Annotated in this window: 14 protein-coding genes; 10 read left to right on the top strand and 4 right to left on the bottom strand. The window is 33.4% G+C overall.

Features of this window, described 5'->3' with window-relative positions:
• Position 1: 1 nt before the first annotated feature.
• The 7 genes from CaldiYA01_RS11100 to CaldiYA01_RS11070 all read left to right on the top strand — a co-directional run bounded on the left by CaldiYA01_RS11100 (position 2) and on the right by CaldiYA01_RS11070 (position 10,366).
• Entirely contained in the window at positions 2-2,104 is a 2,103-nt protein-coding gene (locus CaldiYA01_RS11100) for an endo-1,4-beta-xylanase (RefSeq protein WP_207179738.1), read from the top strand.
• 38 nt (positions 2,105-2,142) lie between these two features.
• Positions 2,143-3,648 (top strand): GH39 family glycosyl hydrolase, encoded by a 1,506-nt coding sequence (locus CaldiYA01_RS11095; protein ID WP_127352716.1) that lies wholly within the window; start codon positions 2,143-2,145, stop codon positions 3,646-3,648.
• Between the two features lie 54 nt (positions 3,649-3,702).
• Entirely contained in the window at positions 3,703-4,698 is a 996-nt protein-coding gene (locus CaldiYA01_RS11090) for an endo-1,4-beta-xylanase (RefSeq protein WP_238480635.1), read from the top strand.
• 31 nt (positions 4,699-4,729) lie between these two features.
• The gene (locus CaldiYA01_RS11085) at positions 4,730-5,530 is read left to right on the top strand and encodes an alpha/beta hydrolase (protein WP_207179734.1); all 801 of its coding nucleotides are present in this window, start codon (positions 4,730-4,732) and stop codon (positions 5,528-5,530) included.
• Positions 5,531-5,620: 90 nt separating this feature from the next.
• A complete protein-coding gene (locus tag CaldiYA01_RS11080) occupies positions 5,621-6,904 on the top strand; it encodes an endo-1,4-beta-xylanase (protein ID WP_207179732.1) in 1,284 nt (427 codons plus the stop codon).
• A gap of 33 nt (positions 6,905-6,937) precedes the next feature.
• Positions 6,938-8,386: a GH39 family glycosyl hydrolase gene (locus tag CaldiYA01_RS11075; RefSeq protein ID WP_207179730.1), complete on the top strand. Its 1,449-nt coding sequence runs from the start codon at positions 6,938-6,940 to the stop codon at positions 8,384-8,386.
• Positions 8,387-8,563: 177 nt separating this feature from the next.
• A complete protein-coding gene (locus CaldiYA01_RS11070) occupies positions 8,564-10,366 on the top strand; it encodes a M23 family metallopeptidase (protein ID WP_207179728.1) in 1,803 nt (600 codons plus the stop codon).
• Between the two features lie 76 nt (positions 10,367-10,442).
• Here the strand turns inward: CaldiYA01_RS11070 and queC are convergent, their stop codons facing one another.
• Genes queC through CaldiYA01_RS11055 form a run of 3 tightly spaced genes read right to left on the bottom strand, consistent with a single transcriptional unit; the run spans position 10,443 to position 11,924 of the window.
• Positions 10,443-11,108 carry a 7-cyano-7-deazaguanine synthase QueC gene (gene queC / locus CaldiYA01_RS11065; RefSeq protein WP_207179726.1) on the bottom strand — a complete coding sequence of 222 codons (666 nt, stop codon included), beginning with the start codon at positions 11,106-11,108 and terminating at the stop codon, positions 10,443-10,445.
• A gap of 12 nt (positions 11,109-11,120) precedes the next feature.
• Positions 11,121-11,498 carry a RidA family protein gene (locus CaldiYA01_RS11060; RefSeq protein ID WP_207179719.1) on the bottom strand — a complete coding sequence of 126 codons (378 nt, stop codon included), beginning with the start codon at positions 11,496-11,498 and terminating at the stop codon, positions 11,121-11,123.
• A 24-nt stretch (positions 11,499-11,522) separates the two neighbouring features.
• Entirely contained in the window at positions 11,523-11,924 is a 402-nt protein-coding gene (locus CaldiYA01_RS11055) for a zinc ribbon domain-containing protein (protein WP_207179716.1), read from the bottom strand.
• 141 nt (positions 11,925-12,065) lie between these two features.
• Between CaldiYA01_RS11055 and CaldiYA01_RS11050 the strand changes: the two genes are divergently transcribed.
• Both CaldiYA01_RS11050 and CaldiYA01_RS11045 read left to right on the top strand, forming a co-directional pair.
• Positions 12,066-12,260, top strand: coding sequence for a MoaD/ThiS family protein (locus CaldiYA01_RS11050; protein WP_207179714.1), 195 nt, complete (start codon positions 12,066-12,068; stop codon positions 12,258-12,260).
• A 27-nt stretch (positions 12,261-12,287) separates the two neighbouring features.
• Positions 12,288-13,199 carry a TIGR00269 family protein gene (locus tag CaldiYA01_RS11045; protein ID WP_207179712.1) on the top strand — a complete coding sequence of 304 codons (912 nt, stop codon included), beginning with the start codon at positions 12,288-12,290 and terminating at the stop codon, positions 13,197-13,199.
• Between the two features lie 187 nt (positions 13,200-13,386).
• Here CaldiYA01_RS11045 and CaldiYA01_RS11040 read toward each other — a convergent pair whose 3' ends face one another.
• Positions 13,387-15,738, bottom strand: a complete 2,352-nt coding sequence (locus tag CaldiYA01_RS11040) for a helix-turn-helix domain-containing protein (RefSeq protein ID WP_207179709.1) — start codon at positions 15,736-15,738, stop codon at positions 13,387-13,389.
• Between the two features lie 241 nt (positions 15,739-15,979).
• Here CaldiYA01_RS11040 and CaldiYA01_RS11035 point away from each other — a divergent pair, with 241 nt between their 5' ends.
• Entirely contained in the window at positions 15,980-17,572 is a 1,593-nt protein-coding gene (locus CaldiYA01_RS11035; protein ID WP_207179707.1) for an extracellular solute-binding protein, read from the top strand.
• The last annotated feature ends 22 nt before the right edge of the window (positions 17,573-17,594 follow it).

The following is a 17,594-nucleotide window of genomic DNA, read 5'->3' as shown; positions in this document are numbered from 1 at the left end:
CATGGGAAAAAGTGCGTATAAGATTGTGATACCTTTGACTGTGGCTATTGTTCTTATCATATCAAGTGTCTTTTCACTAATATACCCGGTGGTACCAGGCGCAATAGCTCAGACAGCGTCTGTGACAACAGTAAATTTTGAAGGCAAAGATACATTCACTTTCTTTGCATATGGCAATGCCAAAATAGCAACAGAACAAATTTCAGCGATAGAAGGGAAAAAGAGCATCAAGGTCACAAACAGAAAATCCATATGGGACAGCCTCGCAATAGACGTAAAGGATGTCTTGAAAAGAGGCAAGACATGGGTGATATCAAGTTATATAAAGCACGTTGGCAAAAAGCCAATAGCATTTTCCATAACGGCTTTATATGATGACGGCAAGGGTTTAAAATACATTCAGCTTGGCGAAAAAATAGTAATGCCAAGCAAATGGGGAAAAATCGCTGTAAAATGGAAGCCAATACTGAAAAATCCAGCAAATTTGATAATAGCAATTCATCCAACAGTTGATAAGACAACCGCGTATAATGTAGACAATATTCAGATAATGACCGAGGAAGCTTATCTATCACAAGCTATAGTATATAAGGACACATTTGAAAATAATACCACTAACTGGCAGCCAAGGGGCGAGAGTGTGAAGATAAAATTAGACAGTTCAAAGTTTCATGAGGGTAACAAAAGCCTTTATGTATCTGGTCGCACAGCCTTCTGGCACGGAGCGAAAATTCCAGTAATCAAACATGTTACGCCGGGCAAACGCTACAGATTCAGTATATGGGTATACCACACATCACTTGATTTGAAAAGATTCTCCATTCTGGTTCAAAGGAAAATGGTTAATGAAGCTCAATACAGGTATGACTGGATAACTTCTAAAGAAGTTGCCGGGGATGGCTGGGAAGAAATAAGCGGAAGTTACGTTGTGCCTGATAACGATAAAATAGAAGAACTTGAATTTTACATTGAATCTCCGGATCCAACTCTTTCTTTCTGGGTTGATGACTTTACAATATCTGATACCATGAAATTGCAACAGCCAAATTATGATCTGCCTTCTTTGAAAGAAAAGTACAAAGACGACTTTAAAGTGGGTGTAGCAATTGGATATGGCGAGCTTATGAATAGCATTGACAAACAGTTTATAAAAAAGCATTTCAATAGCATTACACCTGGTAATGAGATGAAACCGGAAAGCCTTCTTAGAGGGCCTGACAAATATGATTTTACAATAGCAGATGCTTTTGTTGAGTTTGCAACTAAGAATAACATCAGTATTCGCGGACACACACTTGTGTGGCACAATCAAACCCCAGACTGGTTTTTCAAAGATTCCAACGGGAACTTTTTGAAAAAGGATGAGCTTTTAAAGAGACTGAAAAAGCATATATATACAGTTGTTGGGAGATATAAAGGCAAGATATACGCATGGGATGTTGTGAACGAAGCTATAGATGAAACTCAGCCAGATGGGTATAGAAGATCGAACTGGTACAACATTTGTGGTCCAGTGTATATCGAAAAAGCATTTATATGGGCGCATGAGGCAGACCCTCAAGCCAAGCTTTTTTACAACGATTACAACACCGAGGTACCGCAGAAGAGGATGTTTATATACAACATGATTAAAAAGATGAAGTCTAAAGGTATTCCTATTCACGGTGTAGGGCTTCAGTGTCATATAAATGTCGACAGTCCGTCTGTTGAAGAAATTGAAGAAACAATAAAACTGTTCAGTACAATTCCGGGGCTTGAGATTCAGATTACAGAGCTTGACATGAGCTTTTATCAATGGGGTTCTTCTATTTACTATGTTGAACCGTCCAGAGAGATGCTGCTGAGGCAAGCAAAGAAGTATTATGAACTGTTTAATCTATTTAAAAAATACAAAAAAATAATCAAGAGTGTTACATTCTGGGGGCTCAAAGATGACTATTCATGGCTCAGGGGAGTTTTCAACAAGCCAGATTTTCCGCTTTTGTTTGATGAACATTATGATGGCAAACCAGCTTTCTGGGCACTGATAGATTACTCAGTAGTACCACAAAATATAAATCTGCCTGCACCACCGGCTATTCCTAAATTGAATACGAAGAAATAACCCAAAGGTCAGAATATGATTGAATGGGGGAAGGTATAGTGACGAATATAAAGATTGAGAAAGGCAAGCAAATAGGCATATTTCCAGATAAATGGAAGTTTTGTGTTGGTAGCGGTCGAATAGGTCTTGCATTGCAAAAGGAGTATATAGATGCTCTTTCATATGTAAAAAAACACATAGATTTTAAATATATAAGAGCTCATGGGCTGCTGCATGATGATGTAGGTATTTACCGTGAAGATATAATTGATGGCAATGAAGTTCCATTTTACAATTTCACGTATATTGACAGAATATATGACTCATTTTTAGAACTTGGCATACGACCGTTTGTTGAAATTGGGTTCATGCCATCAAAACTTGCATCTGGTACTCAGACAGTATTTTACTGGAGGGGTAATGTTACCCCTCCTAAGGACTATGGTAAGTGGGAAAAGTTAATCAAAAGTGTTGTAAAGCATTTTATAGACAGATATGGCGAAAAAGAGGTTATTCAGTGGCCATTTGAAATCTGGAACGAACCTAATTTGAATGTATTCTGGAAGGATGCAAACCAGGCAGAATACTTCAAATTATATGAAGTTACAGCAAAAGCCATAAAAGAAGTAAATGAGAATATAAAAGTGGGTGGACCGGCAATCTGTGGCGGTTCCGATTATTGGATTGATGATTTTTTGCACTTTTGCTACAAGAATAAAGTACCGGTAGATTTTTTAACACGACATGCGTACACAGGTAAGCCTCCACAGTACACACCACATTTTGTATACCAGGATGTGCATCCAATTGAATATATGCTAAGCGAGTTTAAAAATGTCAGAGAAAAGGTAAGGAATTCGCCGTTTCCGGACCTTCCGATACACATAACCGAATTCAACAGTTCGTACCATCCGCTGTGTCCGATACATGATACACCATTTAATGCTGCGTATTTGGCAAGAGTACTGAGTGAAGCTGGTGATTACGTGGATTCTTTTTCGTATTGGACATTTAGCGATGTGTTCGAGGAAGCAGATGTTCCAAGGGCAATCTTTCATGGAGGTTTTGGCCTTGTTGCATTTAATAATATTCCAAAACCAGTTTTTCATATGTTTACCTTCTTTAATGCTATGGGAAACAAGATACTCTATAGAGATGAACATATATTAATAACGGAAAGAGAAAATGGTACAATTGCCATAGTTGCATGGAATGAAGTTATGAAAAAAGAGGAAGCAACTGATAAAAAATATAAGATAGAAATACCTGTAGATTATAATGATGTATTTATAAAGCAAAAACTAATAGACGAAGAAAACGGGAATCCATGGCGTACTTGGATTCAAATGGGCAGACCCAGGTATCCCACAAAAGAACAAATAGAAACATTAAGAGAGGTAGCAAAGCCTAAAATAAGTACATTTAGAATGATGGCAGAAAATGGTTATATTACCCTTGAATTTACGCTAAGTAAAAATGCTGTGGTGCTTTTTGAGATAAGCAAGGTTGTAGATGAATCAGATACTTATATAGGACTTGACGATAGTAAAATACCGGGTTATTAGTTGCTTTATAAAATAAAAGGAATGAGGTGTTTAATTGTGGGCGAAAATTTAGAGATGCTAAACTTATCATTAGCAAAAACATACAAAGATTACTTTAAAATAGGTGCTGCAGTAACTGCGAAAGATTTAGAAGGAGTTCATAGGGAGATTCTTTTGAAGCATTTCAATAGCCTCACACCAGAAAATGCTATGAAGTTTGAAAATATTCATCCAGAAGAGCAGAGGTATGATTTTGAAGAGGTTGACAGGATAAGAAGCTTTGCAATAGAGAATAACATGAAGATGAGAGGACATACATTTGTCTGGCATAATCAAACTCCAGGGTGGGTGTTTTTAGATAAGAATGGGGAAGAAGCCTCAAAAGAATTAGTTATTGAAAGGCTAAGAGGGCATATAAAAAGTTTGTGTGAGAGATACAAGGATGTAGTATATGCGTGGGATGTGGTGAACGAAGCAGTAGAAGATAAAACAGAAAAGCTTTTACGAGAATCAAACTGGAGAAAAATTATTGGAGATGATTATCTTAAAATAGCTTTTGAGATAGCAAGAGAATATGCAGGAGATGCAAAGTTATTTTATAACGATTATAACAATGAAATGCCTTATAAATTAGAAAAAACCTACAAAGTTCTAAAAGAGCTTTTAGAAAGAGGTACTCCAATAGATGGAATTGGTATACAAGCACACTGGAATATATGGGATAAAAATCTTGTTAGTAATTTAAAAAAGGCAATAGAAGTATATGCTTCCTTAGGTTTAGAAATTCATATTACAGAACTTGACATTTCAGTATTTGAGTTTGAAGATAAGAGGACTGACTTGTTTGAACCAACCCCGGAAATGCTTGAACTACAAGCAAAAGTATATGAAGATGTATTTGCGGTTTTTCGAGAATATAAAGATGTAATAACTTCTGTTACATTATGGGGTATTAGCGACAGACACACATGGAAAGATAACTTTCCTGTAAAGGGTCGAAAAGATTGGCCTCTCTTATTCGATGTAAATGTAAAACCAAAAGAAGCCTTGTACAGGATATTAAGATTTTAAAGATTTTTTAACGAAGAAAGGGGTTCTTTTAATGACCATCATGCAAATCAACTTTTATTCAAAGATGTTGAAGAAGAACACAACAATTTTGGCTATTTTACCCGTAGATAAACCAGATAAGAAGTTCCAAAAAGATGTTGATGGTGAAAATTTTAAAACATTATATCTTTTGCATGGCTATGCTGGTAACTACATGGATTGGTTGTGTGGAACCCGAATTGTTGAATTATCAATGCGATATAATGTTGCTGTGTTTCTGCCATCAGGTGAAAATAGTTTTTATTTAGATGATGAAGAAAAGGAAGAATATTTTGGTGAATTTGTGGGAAATGAAATTATAGAATTTACAAGAAACGTTTTTCCTATTCCTCAAAAAAGAGAAAAAACTTTTATTGGTGGTTTATCAATGGGAGGTTACGGTGCTCTTAGAAATGGACTCAAATATAATAAGAATTTTGTAGGTATAATAGCTTTATCATCAGCACTAATAATTCATAAGATTGCAGGCATTCCTAAGGATTATAGAAATGCTTATGCAAGTTATAACTATTATAGACGAGTATTTGGAGACCTAAACTCTTTAATAGGTAGCGATAAAGACATAAATGCCTTAGTTACTAAGCTAAAACAAGAAAAAGGTAGTATTCCAAAAATATACATGGCATGTGGCAAGGATGACTTTTTGGTTCAAGAAAACAGAGATTTATTTAATTTTTTGAAAAATGAAGGTATAGACGTGATTTATGTGGAAGACGAAGGTGGACATGATTGGGATTTTTGGAACAAATATATTGCAAATGCTTTTGAGTGGATGAGTAAAGTTTCTGACTAAGTCTTCACGTATCTTGTTTTAAGTTTTACAAATAGATTTGGGGGTGAATAGGTTTTTTTAACTCTATTTTATTGAGGAGGAGGATGAAAAATGAAAAAAAAGTGGACAAATTTCTTGTCAATTTTAGTTATATGCATTGCAATGGTTTTCTTTTTTACTTCGTGTACTATTCAGTCTGCTATAGAGCAGAAGAAAAGTGTTGAGGAACTCTTGGGCAAAATAGGTGAGAGTGAGGACAAAATAAATTCAAGGGGGCAACCAGCAACAATGAAAGAGAATGAAGTTGAAGATTATGCTTTAAAAGATGTATATAAGGATTATTTCCTGGTTGGAGCAGCAATTAATGGCTATTCTGTTGAAACTGCTGCTATCAATCACCCTGGTATGGTTGCAATTTTAGAGAAACACTTTAACAGTACTACACTCTCTAATTTGATGAAGCCCCAATACCTTTTAGATTATGAAGCTACAAAAGCAAGTAAAGATGGAATGCCAGTGTGCAAATTTGACAGCTGCATACCTGCTTTACAATTTTGTAAAGAATATGGCATAAAAATGAGAGGACATGTGTTAGTATGGCATAATCAGACGCCAGAATGGTTTTTCCACAAAGACTATGATGTATCGAAACCACTTGTAGATGCTGCTACTATGGAACGCCGGTTGGAAAGTTATATCAAACAGGTAATTGAATTTTGTCAAAAAAATTATCCCGGTGTTGTCTATTGCTGGGATGTTGTTAACGAAGCTATACTTGATGATGGTTCATGGAGAGAAACCAATAATAATTGGTATACCATTATGAAAGAAAAGTATGTGGAAAAGGCATTTTATTATGCAAGAAAATATGCCAAAAAAGATGTTGCCCTGTTTTACAATGATTACAATGTTTTTCTCCCTGCAAAGAGAGAAGCAATTTATAATCTTGCTCAGAAACTTAAAGAAAAAGGATTGATTGACGGGTTGGGTCTTCAACCTACAGTAGGCTTGAATTATCCTGAATTAGATTCTGATGATATAGATTCATTCAAAACGACATTAGAAACATTTGCAAAACTTGGCTTACAAATTCATATTACTGAGTTAAATTTTGAAATAAAGGGAGATGAGAGCAATCGTACTCCTGAAAATCTCAAAAAACAAGCAGATAGGTATTACGAAATGATGAAGTTATTATTGAAGGAAGATACTGATAATGGTGGGCTCTGCAACATAACTTGTGTTACTGTTTTTGGTATCTGTGACGATTATCCTCTATATAAAAATTTTAAACAGTGCATGTATCTTTGGGATAAAAATTGCAATCCTAAACCTTGTTTTTACTCATTTCTCCAAGCAGGTTTAGACTGGAAGGCGTCTTTATTAAGCAAATAAGAATGGACAACACTTATAGAGAGGAGGAAAATAATGAAAATAACTATTAATTATGGAAAGAAACTTGGCAAAATAAATAAATTTTGGGCAAAATGTGTTGGAAGCTGTCATGCAACAACTGCATTAAGAGAAGACTGGCGAAAGCAATTAAAAAAATGTCGTGATGAACTTGGTTTTGAGTATGTTCGATTTCACGGTTGGTTGAATGATGATATGAGTGTTTGTTTTAGGAATGATGATGGGCTACTTTCATTTTCATTCTTCAACATAGATTCTATAATTGATTTTCTTTTGGAGATAGGTATGAAACCATTTATTGAACTAAGCTTTATGCCAGAAGCGTTAGCATCAGGTACAAAGACAGTTTTCCATTACAAAGGAAATATAACGCCGCCGAAATCTTATGAAGAATGGGGTCAGCTTATTGCGGAGTTAGCAAGGCATCTTATTAGCAGATATGGGAAAAATGAAGTAAGAGAATGGTTTTTTGAGGTATGGAACGAACCAAATCTAAAGGATTTCTTCTGGGCAGGAACAATGGAAGAATATTTTGAACTTTACAAATATGCTGCTTTTGCAATAAAGAAAGTGGACTCCGAACTAAAGGTTGGTGGACCAGCTACTGCAATCGATGCATGGATACCTGAACTAAAAAATTTTTGTACAAAAAATGGTGTTCCAATAGATTTTATTTCAACGCATCAATATCCAACAGATTTAGCATTTAGTACAAGTTCAAATATGGAAGAGGCTATGGCAAAAGCAAAGAGAGGTGAATTAGCAGAGAGGGTAAAAAAGGCTTTAGAGGAAGCATATCCATTGCCTGTTTACTACACTGAATGGAATAACTCTCCAAGTCCTCGAGATTCATATCACGACATACCTTACGATGCTGCTTTTATTGTAAAAACAATAATTGACATTATAGATTTACCACTTGGGTGTTATTCTTATTGGACATTTACAGATATTTTTGAAGAATGTGGACAGAGTTCATTACCTTTTCATGGGGGATTCGGGCTTCTAAATATTCATGGTATACCAAAACCATCCTATAGAGCATTTCAAATTTTAAATAAATTGAGCGGAGAGAGGATTGAGATAGAGTTTGAAGATAAAAGTCCAACCATTGATTGTATAGCTGTCCAGAATGACAGAGAGATAGTACTCGTGATCTCAAACCATAATGTTCCGTTGTCTCCTATTGATACCGAAAATATAAAAGTTGTTTTAAAAGGTATTAAGGATTGCCGAGAAGTTTTTGTTGAGAGAATAGATGAACATAATACCAATCCAAAAAGAGTATGGCTTGAAATGGGCAGTCCTGCGTATCTCAATAGAGAACAGATTGAGGAGTTGACAAAAGCATCAGAACTGAAAAAAGAGAAAATTTCGTGGGGGACTGTAAATAATAATGAAGTTACATTTGATTTGATTGTCTTACCTCACTCAGTTGTGGCTGTTACAATTAAGAATGGTTAGTAAAAATGTCAGTCGAGTAAAGCAATTTTGCATGTTTCTTTCAATTTTTGGTTTTGACATCTCAAACAATGTCAATTAAAATAAAAGTATAGTATTTTGCATATTCAACATAGTATAAATTATATAGAAGGGTAATTTAAATACCCTTTTATTTTTTGTTAATTAGGGGGTGTTCTTGTGGCCAAGAACCATACAAAATCTAAGACATCTGCCACAGCCACCGTTTTAGACCAGAAAAAAGCTAAGTTTGTCCCTAAAATAATTGAAGATAATTTGAGCAGTAAACAGAAAGACAATCAAACGAACAAATGGGCGAATAAAAAAATTGGACTGGCAGATGAAGAAAAACATAATGAGAAAAAGACTATTAAAGTTGAAAAAAACAGTCAAAGTTTACATATATCATTTGTCGATTTAACTAAACAAATTAAATCAAAGTTTGTACAGAAATTAAAATTGATAAAAGACAATATACGAGCAAGAATATTTAAATCTGTTCAAAAAAGTCAGAAACCTTTAAAGTCCAATGTTCAAGATGAATTTATCTTTTTATCTTATAAGTACAGAAAAAGTCCATTAAAAGAGCTTTTTGAAGAGATAGTAAGACTTATTATTGGACTTAAATACATTGGCAATATCAGACAATCAAAAGAAAACATGCTGAAACTTAAAATATTTTCGACCTTAGCTTTGATGTTTCTTATGGTATTTATAATAAACAGAATGCCAACAACTTATCAAAAAGCTTATGCAGTTATACTCAATGGAAGTATTGTAGGGTACGTAAAGGACAAAATGGAAGTGCAAAGGCTTTTTGGTAGTTTGAAAGAAGAAATCTCAATAAAACATGGGACAGATGAGTTTGTTTTTCAAAACAAGCCACAGCTTAAGGAAATTCCGCCCGGTCTGTACAAAAATACGAGTTTAGATAGTCTCAAAAACACTATAATAGAAAAAGGTGTTGTTCTTGTAAAAAGGTATGCGCTGTTTGTAAATTCAAAAGCTTATTTAATCTTTGACAATCCGAATGTTCCTCAGAATATTTTGAATAAGCTAAAAATTATTTACTATAAAAAGGATGCAAAGTATGCAAAGTTCTTAGAAAAAGTGGAGATAAAACCTGTTTATGTTAAAACAGATATTAAGGTTGTAACAGAGGACCAGGCGTTAAATAAAATAATGTTTGGCAAAGATGAAGTCATTGAATATACAATCAAAGAAGGGGATACACTCTGGGATTTAGCAAGAAAATACAATATCTCTGTTGATGATATTTTTGCATCAAACCCAGGACTTACCGAAAAGATAATGCCAGGGCAAAGGATAAAACTTTCTCAAATGACACCACTTGTAAATGTTGTTCTTGAAAAAGAAGTTGAGTTTGTAGATACTCTGCCAAAAGAAGTTAAAACAATAAAATCAGATAAATACTACACTACACAAACTATAGTAAAACAGGAAGGTAAAAACGGCAAAGCAAAAATAAAAGCAAAGATTGTATATTTAAATGGACTTGAGTATGATAGACAGATAATTTCTCAGCAGGTGCTTGAAAAACCTGTGGATAGAATTGTAGTTATTGGGACTAAAAAGCCACCGAGATATTTTGCAACAGGAAGATTTTCATTTCCAACATGGGGTGTGCTGACTTCACGATTTGGCTACAGAGGAAGAGAATTTCATGAGGGGATAGACATTGCTGTTCCGTGGGGGTCAAATGTATATGCAGCAGACGGTGGTATTGTTGAATTTGTTGGATGGCTTGGTGGCTATGGCAAGCTGATTATAATAAATCATCAAAATGGATACAAGACATACTACGGTCATCTTAGCAGGTTTTTGGTAAGCCCAGGACAGAAAGTTGCAAAAGGGCAGCTTATTGCCAAAAGCGGGTCAACCGGTAGAAGTACAGGTCCTCATCTTCATTTTGAGGTGAGGAAAAATGGCGTACCACAAAATCCGCTTATGTATCTGCGCTAATAAAGGAATTTCAAGTACAAGTATAAAAAAAAGGCTGGTTGATGCTTCAAAAAAGCGACAAACCAGCCTTTTATTTTTACCAGTCAATTTCAATTTTATATTCAATTGGGTCTTTCACGCCCACTTTTTTGAAAGCTTCAATTCGCTCTGTGCATGTTCCGCACCTGCCACAGGCTTTTTGACCACCTTTGTAACATGACCAGGTTAAACTGTAATCTACCCCAAGTTCAAGTCCTCTTTTTAGAATATCCTCTTTTTTCATATCAACATAAGGTGCTTCAAGCTCAAGGCCTATATAGTCAGCAAGATATAGTGCATTTTTCATTGCCTCAACAAACTCTTTGCGACAGTCAGGGTATATAGGATGATCACCTGCATGTGCGCCATAAAACAGCTTTTTTGCCCCAAGCGATATAGCATATGCTGCAGAAATAGAAAGCAAAACCATGTTCCTGTTTGGAACAACTGTCTGTTTCATGGTGCTGTCGGTGTAATATCCCTCTGGCACATCCCAGTCAGGCGTTGTGAGTGCAGATGGTGCAAGATCTGCAAAAAATGAGATATCAACAATCTTGTGATGGATGGATAAAAGACTGCATGTCTTTTTTGCAAACTCAAGCTCTTTTGAATGTTTTTGTCCGTACAAAAAACTTATTGCAAAGACTTCATAGCCTTGACTTTTAACATCATAAAGAAGTGTTGTAGAGTCCATTCCGCCAGATAACACTACAACTGCTTTCATTTTTAAAGTTTTTCACTCCTTTGCAGCGATAACATCGACTTCTATAAGAGCACCTGGCAAAAGCTTTGCCTCAATGGTTGTTCTTGCAGGGAAATTCTGCGTAAAGATTGTGGAGTAAACTTCGTTAAACTTTGCAAAATCCTCAAGTGAGGACAAGTATACATTTACTTTGACAACATCTTCAAAAGAAAATCCAGCATCTTTCAAAATAGCTTCAATGTTCTTAAAAACAAGCTGTGTTTGAATTTTAATATCGTCACCCTCTATTTTTCCAGACATTGGGTTTATGGCAAGCTGTCCTGAGACAAAAAGAAGATTTCCAACCTGCACAGCATGCGAATACGGTCCAACAGGTTTTGGAGCATCATTTGAAACTATATATTTTTTCATTATAAATCACTCTCCTTGAAAAATTTATTCAAGTTTGTTGCCACAATAAGGACAGTACAAAAAAGTCTTTGAAACTCTTCTTTGACAGTTTGGACAAAAATCAAACCTTTCATCCTCAAATCCATACGAAGGTTCAAATTTTCTAAAGAGTTCAACGTCGGCAAGAGTGATTGGGGTGTCAATTCCACGTTCAAGGTCTTTAGCAAGCCGCTGATTTGTAATTATATAAATTCGATTACAGCAGCTTGTTTGCAAAAAATACCTAACATTCCACCTGAAAAGTGGGATAAAGAAAAAATGAAAATAATTATAAACTTTAAGCAAAGTATGGTTTCCTTTTCTTGTGCAAAAAGGGCAAACTGTCACATCTATCTGCCGTATAGCTTTTGCTTTCTCTTCAATGCCAAATATACCTATAAAAAACATTCTTAATATATCCAGCTCCTCATAAAACATTACTCTTTTTGTATTTTATCATTTTAGGTTTTGATTTTAAAGATTTGTGATATAATTTTATTGCAACTTATAAAGTGCACATCAAGATTTGTAAGGATGGTGAATGCAAAGGTGAAGGTAGTATTTGTGGGTAAAAATAAAGAACTTGAACTAAAAGGGCCAAAGACAGTAATAAATTTAGCTAAAGAACTTAATATAACCTTGGAGGCAAACGTGCTTATCAGAAATGGTGAGATAGTTGCACCTGATGATATTTTAAATGATGAAGACACAATTGAGGTTATCTCAGCTGTTTCAGGTGGTTAGGAGTTTTGAAAGGAGCTGAAAAAGGTTTTGAAGTGTGTAAGATGTAAAGCAAAAGGCATAATTTATCTCAAACGCCACAATGCAGCTTTTTGCCAGGATTGTTTTTTATATTACTACAAAAATCAGGTAAAGAAAAATATAAAAAGGTACAAGATGTTTGACAAAAAGGATAAGATTTTGGTGGTAATTTCCGGCGGGAAAGACAGCATGGCTCTATGGCATGTGTTGGCAAATGAAGGGTACAGTGTTACAGGAATGTATATAAACCTTGGAATTGGCCAGTATTCTGACAAATCGCAGCAGGTTGTAGAAAGCTTTGCACAAAAAAGCGGTCTTGAGCTTATTGTAAAAGATATTAAAAAAGAGTATGGGCTTGACATATACAAACTTTCAAAGCTTTTAAAAAGAAGCACATGTTCCATTTGCGGTTCAATAAAAAGATACCTCTTTAATAAAGTAGCATATGATGGCGGGTTTTCAGTTGTTGCAACAGGTCACAACCTTGACGATGAAGCAGCAACGCTTTTAGGAAACGTTCTTTCATGGGAAGAAGGATATCTTGCAAGACAGTCGCCTGTGCTCGAGTCTACTCATCAAAAGCTTGTAAAAAAAGTAAAGCCGCTTTATACTCTTACAGAGCGTGAAAACTTGTTTTATGTTCTTATAAACAAAATTGAATTTTTGCACGATGAATGTCCGCACGCAACTGGTGCAAGGTCAATTCTGTACAAAGAGGTTTTGAACAGGCTTGAAGAAGAAAGTCCAGGGACAAAACAGCGTTTTATCACAAGCTTTTTAGAAAAGGGCAGGAAGCATTTTCAAGATGTCTATGAAAAGATTGAACTTAAAGAGTGCATCAGCTGCGGACAAGTTACAACAACAGAAATATGTTCATTCTGCAGATTTGCTCAGATTTTAAAGCAAAATAAAGAGGTTTAATTGAAAGATTAAAGTGGAAATTTATTTAGTGCAGATAAGAAATAAGAGCGTAAAGGGGACAAAACTTAGGCAGAAGTCGATTTATACTACAAGTATCATATTGTATGGAGTAGTTGTTAATGATAATAAAAGAGGGGATAAATAACAATACCTATCCCCTCTTTTTGTTTTTTAAACAGTACCAAGATTACTTTTTATTAGAGATAATTCTAAATTTTGCAGGAGAAATTCCCACTCTTTTTTTAAAAGCATTAATAAAGTTTGTTGGGTAATAATAGCCTACCTTTTGAGCTATTTCATTTATTGATAAGTTTGAGTTTAATAATAAATATTTAGCTTTTTCAATTCGAATATTAATTATATATTCACTTAACTTTTGACCAGTAGCTTCTTTAAAGACTGAAGAAAGATACTGGGGAGAAATTTGAAATTCCTCAGCTATTGAAGTTAAAGATAGATTAGGATTTGAATAGTTTTCATTTATATATTCGATTATTTTTTCTACAGAAATTTTCCGACTTAACGTGAGGTTGTACTTTTCAACATATTCGGTTATCTGTCCAAACATTTGTTTTATTTTGTAAAAAAAATTCTGAATTGTTTCATTATTTGTTTGTGAAATAACTTTTTCTTCTAAGTAATCTTTTAAATTTTCTGAGGGGTCGTAATTAATTAGTTTACAAGCATTTTCAAATATGATTACTATCTGTATGCACAAAACCTTCGCTTCAATTGGTGTAAGCTCGGTTTTTTGAATAATTTTTTCATATATCAATTCTAAAAGATTCTCAACAGCTAATTTATCACCTTTTAACACTGCATCATAAATCTTATTTTCAATTTCAGATGAAATAAATATATTTTTCTTCAGGTAGTGATGTTTAGGAAGATTATCAAATGAATATATTTTAAAATTGCCTGCAACAAACTTATATTTTAGAGCAGCTTCAGCTTCTTTGTAACAGTCAGAAATTGAATTAATACCAGATTTAATTGAGCTAACACCTATAGTTATGTGCATATTAAAGTTTTGTTCTAAAAAGAACTTTGCATGTTCAAGCATTCTTAATATTTCAGAGATTTCAGATTTATCATTTGTCAGGTTTAAAACTATTGCAAACAAATCAGACGATAAAATGATATTAAAACATTTATTGCTGTTTGTGGAAAGTATCTCACCAAAAACGTTAAAAACTATAAATCGCAAAAGTTCATGGTTCAAAGATATCTTTGTTGATAGTTCATTTATATTATTTACCTCTATTAGTATTACACAAAAATATTCTGAGATAAAATTGAGTTGATATCTTTTATATTCATTTTTATCTATCATTAGTATGTTGCCTTTTAGAAGATTTTCTATAAAAGAATATTGAATTATAGGTAAGATATCATTTAATTGACGTTTAAGGACTTCCTCTTCCTTAACTAACATTTGGGCAATCTCTTTAAGCATGAGAGATTCTTTTTTCTTCAATAATTGTATATTTTTATAAACATTTAGCTTTCTAAATAGTATATCTTTTATTTCACTAACAGGATGATAACTTTTTTGGCTAAGTATTACTATAAGCGGAATCCCAGTTATAATCGATACAAAGATAAAAAGCAAAAAATAAAATCTGAAAAAAGAAAGTTCTCTGAAAAAGATATTAGAAGGTATAAATATTATATATTTCCAATAATGCTTATCAACAACATAAAAACATTTCCAAATTTTCCCATTATATTTGATTTGGGTAATATTGTTAATATTATTTACAGGAAAATTTAGATGATAAACTATAGGTAACAAATTTGGATTGTTATTATAGCTAACTATTATATCTCCATTTGAGTTTATTATAAAAATGTTATTCTGCTTGTATATAGAAATATCTTTAAGAAAATTTACCAGCTTGTCGTAATCTAAAAGAACAAAAAGTGTAGCTTTAGATTTATCAAATTGCCAGTTATCCAGAGTATGAAGGTAAACTATGCAGGATTTCTTTTTATTACCTAAATATTTATTGAAATTAAAGAATATGGGTTTAGAAAAATAGTTGTAATTGTTACTTGAAAGTAATTTAAACCATAAGTTACGTTTAATACTAATTGGTTCGGCAAAGTAATTAAAAAATAGTTCTACAGATTCGAAGAAGTTAGGTGTAATTACAATTTTGTCACGAGGCAAATATATACCAATTTCAATTAAAAATGGATTTGTATAATGGAATTTCAATTCGTTACAAAAATCACGAATTTCGAATATTATTTTATCCTTGTTTTCTAATGGTTTTGAATTTAGAAAAATTGAAAGATAAAAAGGACTTCGATTAATTGATTGTTGGATTAAATCCAAAGGTTTAATTATCTCATCATATATTCTCAAAGGGAGTTGGTTTAATAAAGATTCAGTATAATTGTATAGGTTTTTTTCAGAAACTTTATAAGTTATGAAGTATGTATAAATTCCTGCTAAGAAAATAATAGTAAAGATAATTATGTATGAAATTACTATTCTTACATAAATGTCTTTGCTAAATAATCTATTAAACATTTATAAACGTCACCTCTTTGTTTTCTATATTTACTATAATACAGTGAAAAGTATCTATCCACAATAATCTACTAAGAAATATTAAAAATTCATAAGCAAAGCGAAAAATTAATAAGGGAATAATTGTTAGAAAACAGCAACTAAAATATGAAAGTTTAATTATTCATAATTGACAAAAGTTAATGTTCAAACTAAAGTTAATTAGTGAAAAACATAAAAACAAAAAAGGAGTGGTTTTTAAATGAAAAGACACAAAATGATTTCAAAAACTGTAATGTTAATTTTATTGTTAAGCTTAATTTTATTAAACACTTTACCTAATTTGTCAGCCTTAGGTGCCACAAAAAGTACTAAGCCAACATTAACTTATTGGGTTAATTTAAGTGGGCGAATAGGGGCACACTATCAGAATTATTCTCAATTGCCTTTGTATCAAATGATAATGAAAAAATTTAATGTCAATATTCAATTTCTGCATCCACCTCAAGGCGGTGAAACTGAGCAATTTAATTTGATAATAGCAACAAGGCAACTTCCAGATATTATGGAAGCTTCTTGGGAAGGATATCCTGGAGGAGTTTACAAAGCTATTGAGGACAGAATAATAATTAAACTCAATCCTTATTTAGAAAAATACGCGCCCAATCTTAAAAAATTTTTGGATTCAAGACCAGATATAAAAAAGATGATGACTTTAGATGATGGAACTGTGTATAACTTTCCATTTATCCGTGGCGATAGAATACTCTGTATTTTTTACGGACCAATGATAAGAAGGGATTGGTTGAAAAAGCTCAATCTTCAAGTTCCAGAAACAGTAGATGATTGGTATAAAATGTTGGTGACGTTTAAGAACAATAAAAATAAACTGCCAGGTGTAAAAACACCTTTTTATCCATTTAGTATATTAGCATATGGAACAAATAATGGTAATCCACGTCGTACGTTTGATTATTGTGGATTTTTAGTAGGTGCTTGGGGCTTCAAGACAGATTTTTATGTTGAAAATGGTAAAGTTAAATTCGGTGCATTGCATCCAAATTTTAAGGATTTCATTGCTGTATTGCAAAAATGGTGGAGAGAAGGATTAATCGATCCAGACATAATAACAACGAATAACTCCGGTATAGAAGCAAAGATTTTAAATAATCAAGTTGCTTCTTTCCTTGGTCTCATTGGTGGGAATATGGGGACATTCTTAGCAAACAAGAAAGGAACTGAATTTGATTTAATAGGTGTACCATACCCTGTTCTTAAAAGAGGACAAACACCTGAATTTAGTCAAATGGATTTTTATTATAGAAACTACGGAGCTGCAATAACAACCGCATGTAAAAATATTCCTTTAGCAATGAAAATCTTAGATTGGGCTTATAGCAAGGAAGGACATATGGCATATAACTATGGCATTCTTGGGAAAACATATAACATCATAAAAGGCAAGATATACTATACAGACCTTATCTTAAGAGATTCACAAGGTCCTGTTTCTGCAATATCTAAATATACACGTTCTCAAGTAGATGGTCCTTTTATTCAGGCTAAGGAATTTGTCGAACAAACTCGTCTTCCACAACAAGTAGAGGCAGCCCAAAATTATGCAAAGTCTAAAAATGATAAATGGCTTCCTCCTCTTTCGTTGACAACAGATGAGGCACAAAAGTTAAGTAACATAATGAATACAATTAACACCTATTATGATGAGACGTTTTCAAAACTAATTACAGGTAAGTCAAATGACATACAAGGTTTGGTGAAAACACTTAAGAAAATGCGAATAGAGGAAGCAATAAAAATATATCAAATAGCTTATGACAGATATGTTAAAAGATAAATTTAATGCACCACAGGCTTAC

This window comes from Caldicellulosiruptor diazotrophicus (assembly GCF_017347585.1).
In the GTDB taxonomy this organism is placed as follows: domain Bacteria; phylum Bacillota; class Thermoanaerobacteria; order Caldicellulosiruptorales; family Caldicellulosiruptoraceae; genus Caldicellulosiruptor; species Caldicellulosiruptor diazotrophicus.
This window is presented reverse-complemented; position numbering and strand designations above follow the sequence as displayed.

Bases quoted from the DNA above. Each gene is read 5' to 3' on its own strand.
- queC (WP_207179726.1), bottom strand. From the start codon at position 11,108: ATGAAAGCAGTTGTAGTGTTATCTGGCGGAATGGACTCTACAACACTT.
- CaldiYA01_RS11060 (WP_207179719.1), bottom strand. From the start codon at position 11,498: ATGAAAAAATATATAGTTTCAAATGATGCTCCAAAACCTGTTGGACCG.
- CaldiYA01_RS11055 (WP_207179716.1), bottom strand. From the start codon at position 11,924: ATGTTTTTTATAGGTATATTTGGCATTGAAGAGAAAGCAAAAGCTATA.
- CaldiYA01_RS11075 (WP_207179730.1), top strand. From the start codon at position 6,938: ATGAAAATAACTATTAATTATGGAAAGAAACTTGGCAAAATAAATAAA.
- CaldiYA01_RS11040 (WP_207179709.1), bottom strand. From the start codon at position 15,738: ATGTTTAATAGATTATTTAGCAAAGACATTTATGTAAGAATAGTAATT.
- CaldiYA01_RS11100 (WP_207179738.1), top strand. From the start codon at position 2: ATGGGAAAAAGTGCGTATAAGATTGTGATACCTTTGACTGTGGCTATT.
- CaldiYA01_RS11080 (WP_207179732.1), top strand. From the start codon at position 5,621: ATGAAAAAAAAGTGGACAAATTTCTTGTCAATTTTAGTTATATGCATT.
- CaldiYA01_RS11085 (WP_207179734.1), top strand. From the start codon at position 4,730: ATGACCATCATGCAAATCAACTTTTATTCAAAGATGTTGAAGAAGAAC.
- CaldiYA01_RS11035 (WP_207179707.1), top strand. From the start codon at position 15,980: ATGAAAAGACACAAAATGATTTCAAAAACTGTAATGTTAATTTTATTG.
- CaldiYA01_RS11090 (WP_238480635.1), top strand. From the start codon at position 3,703: ATGCTAAACTTATCATTAGCAAAAACATACAAAGATTACTTTAAAATA.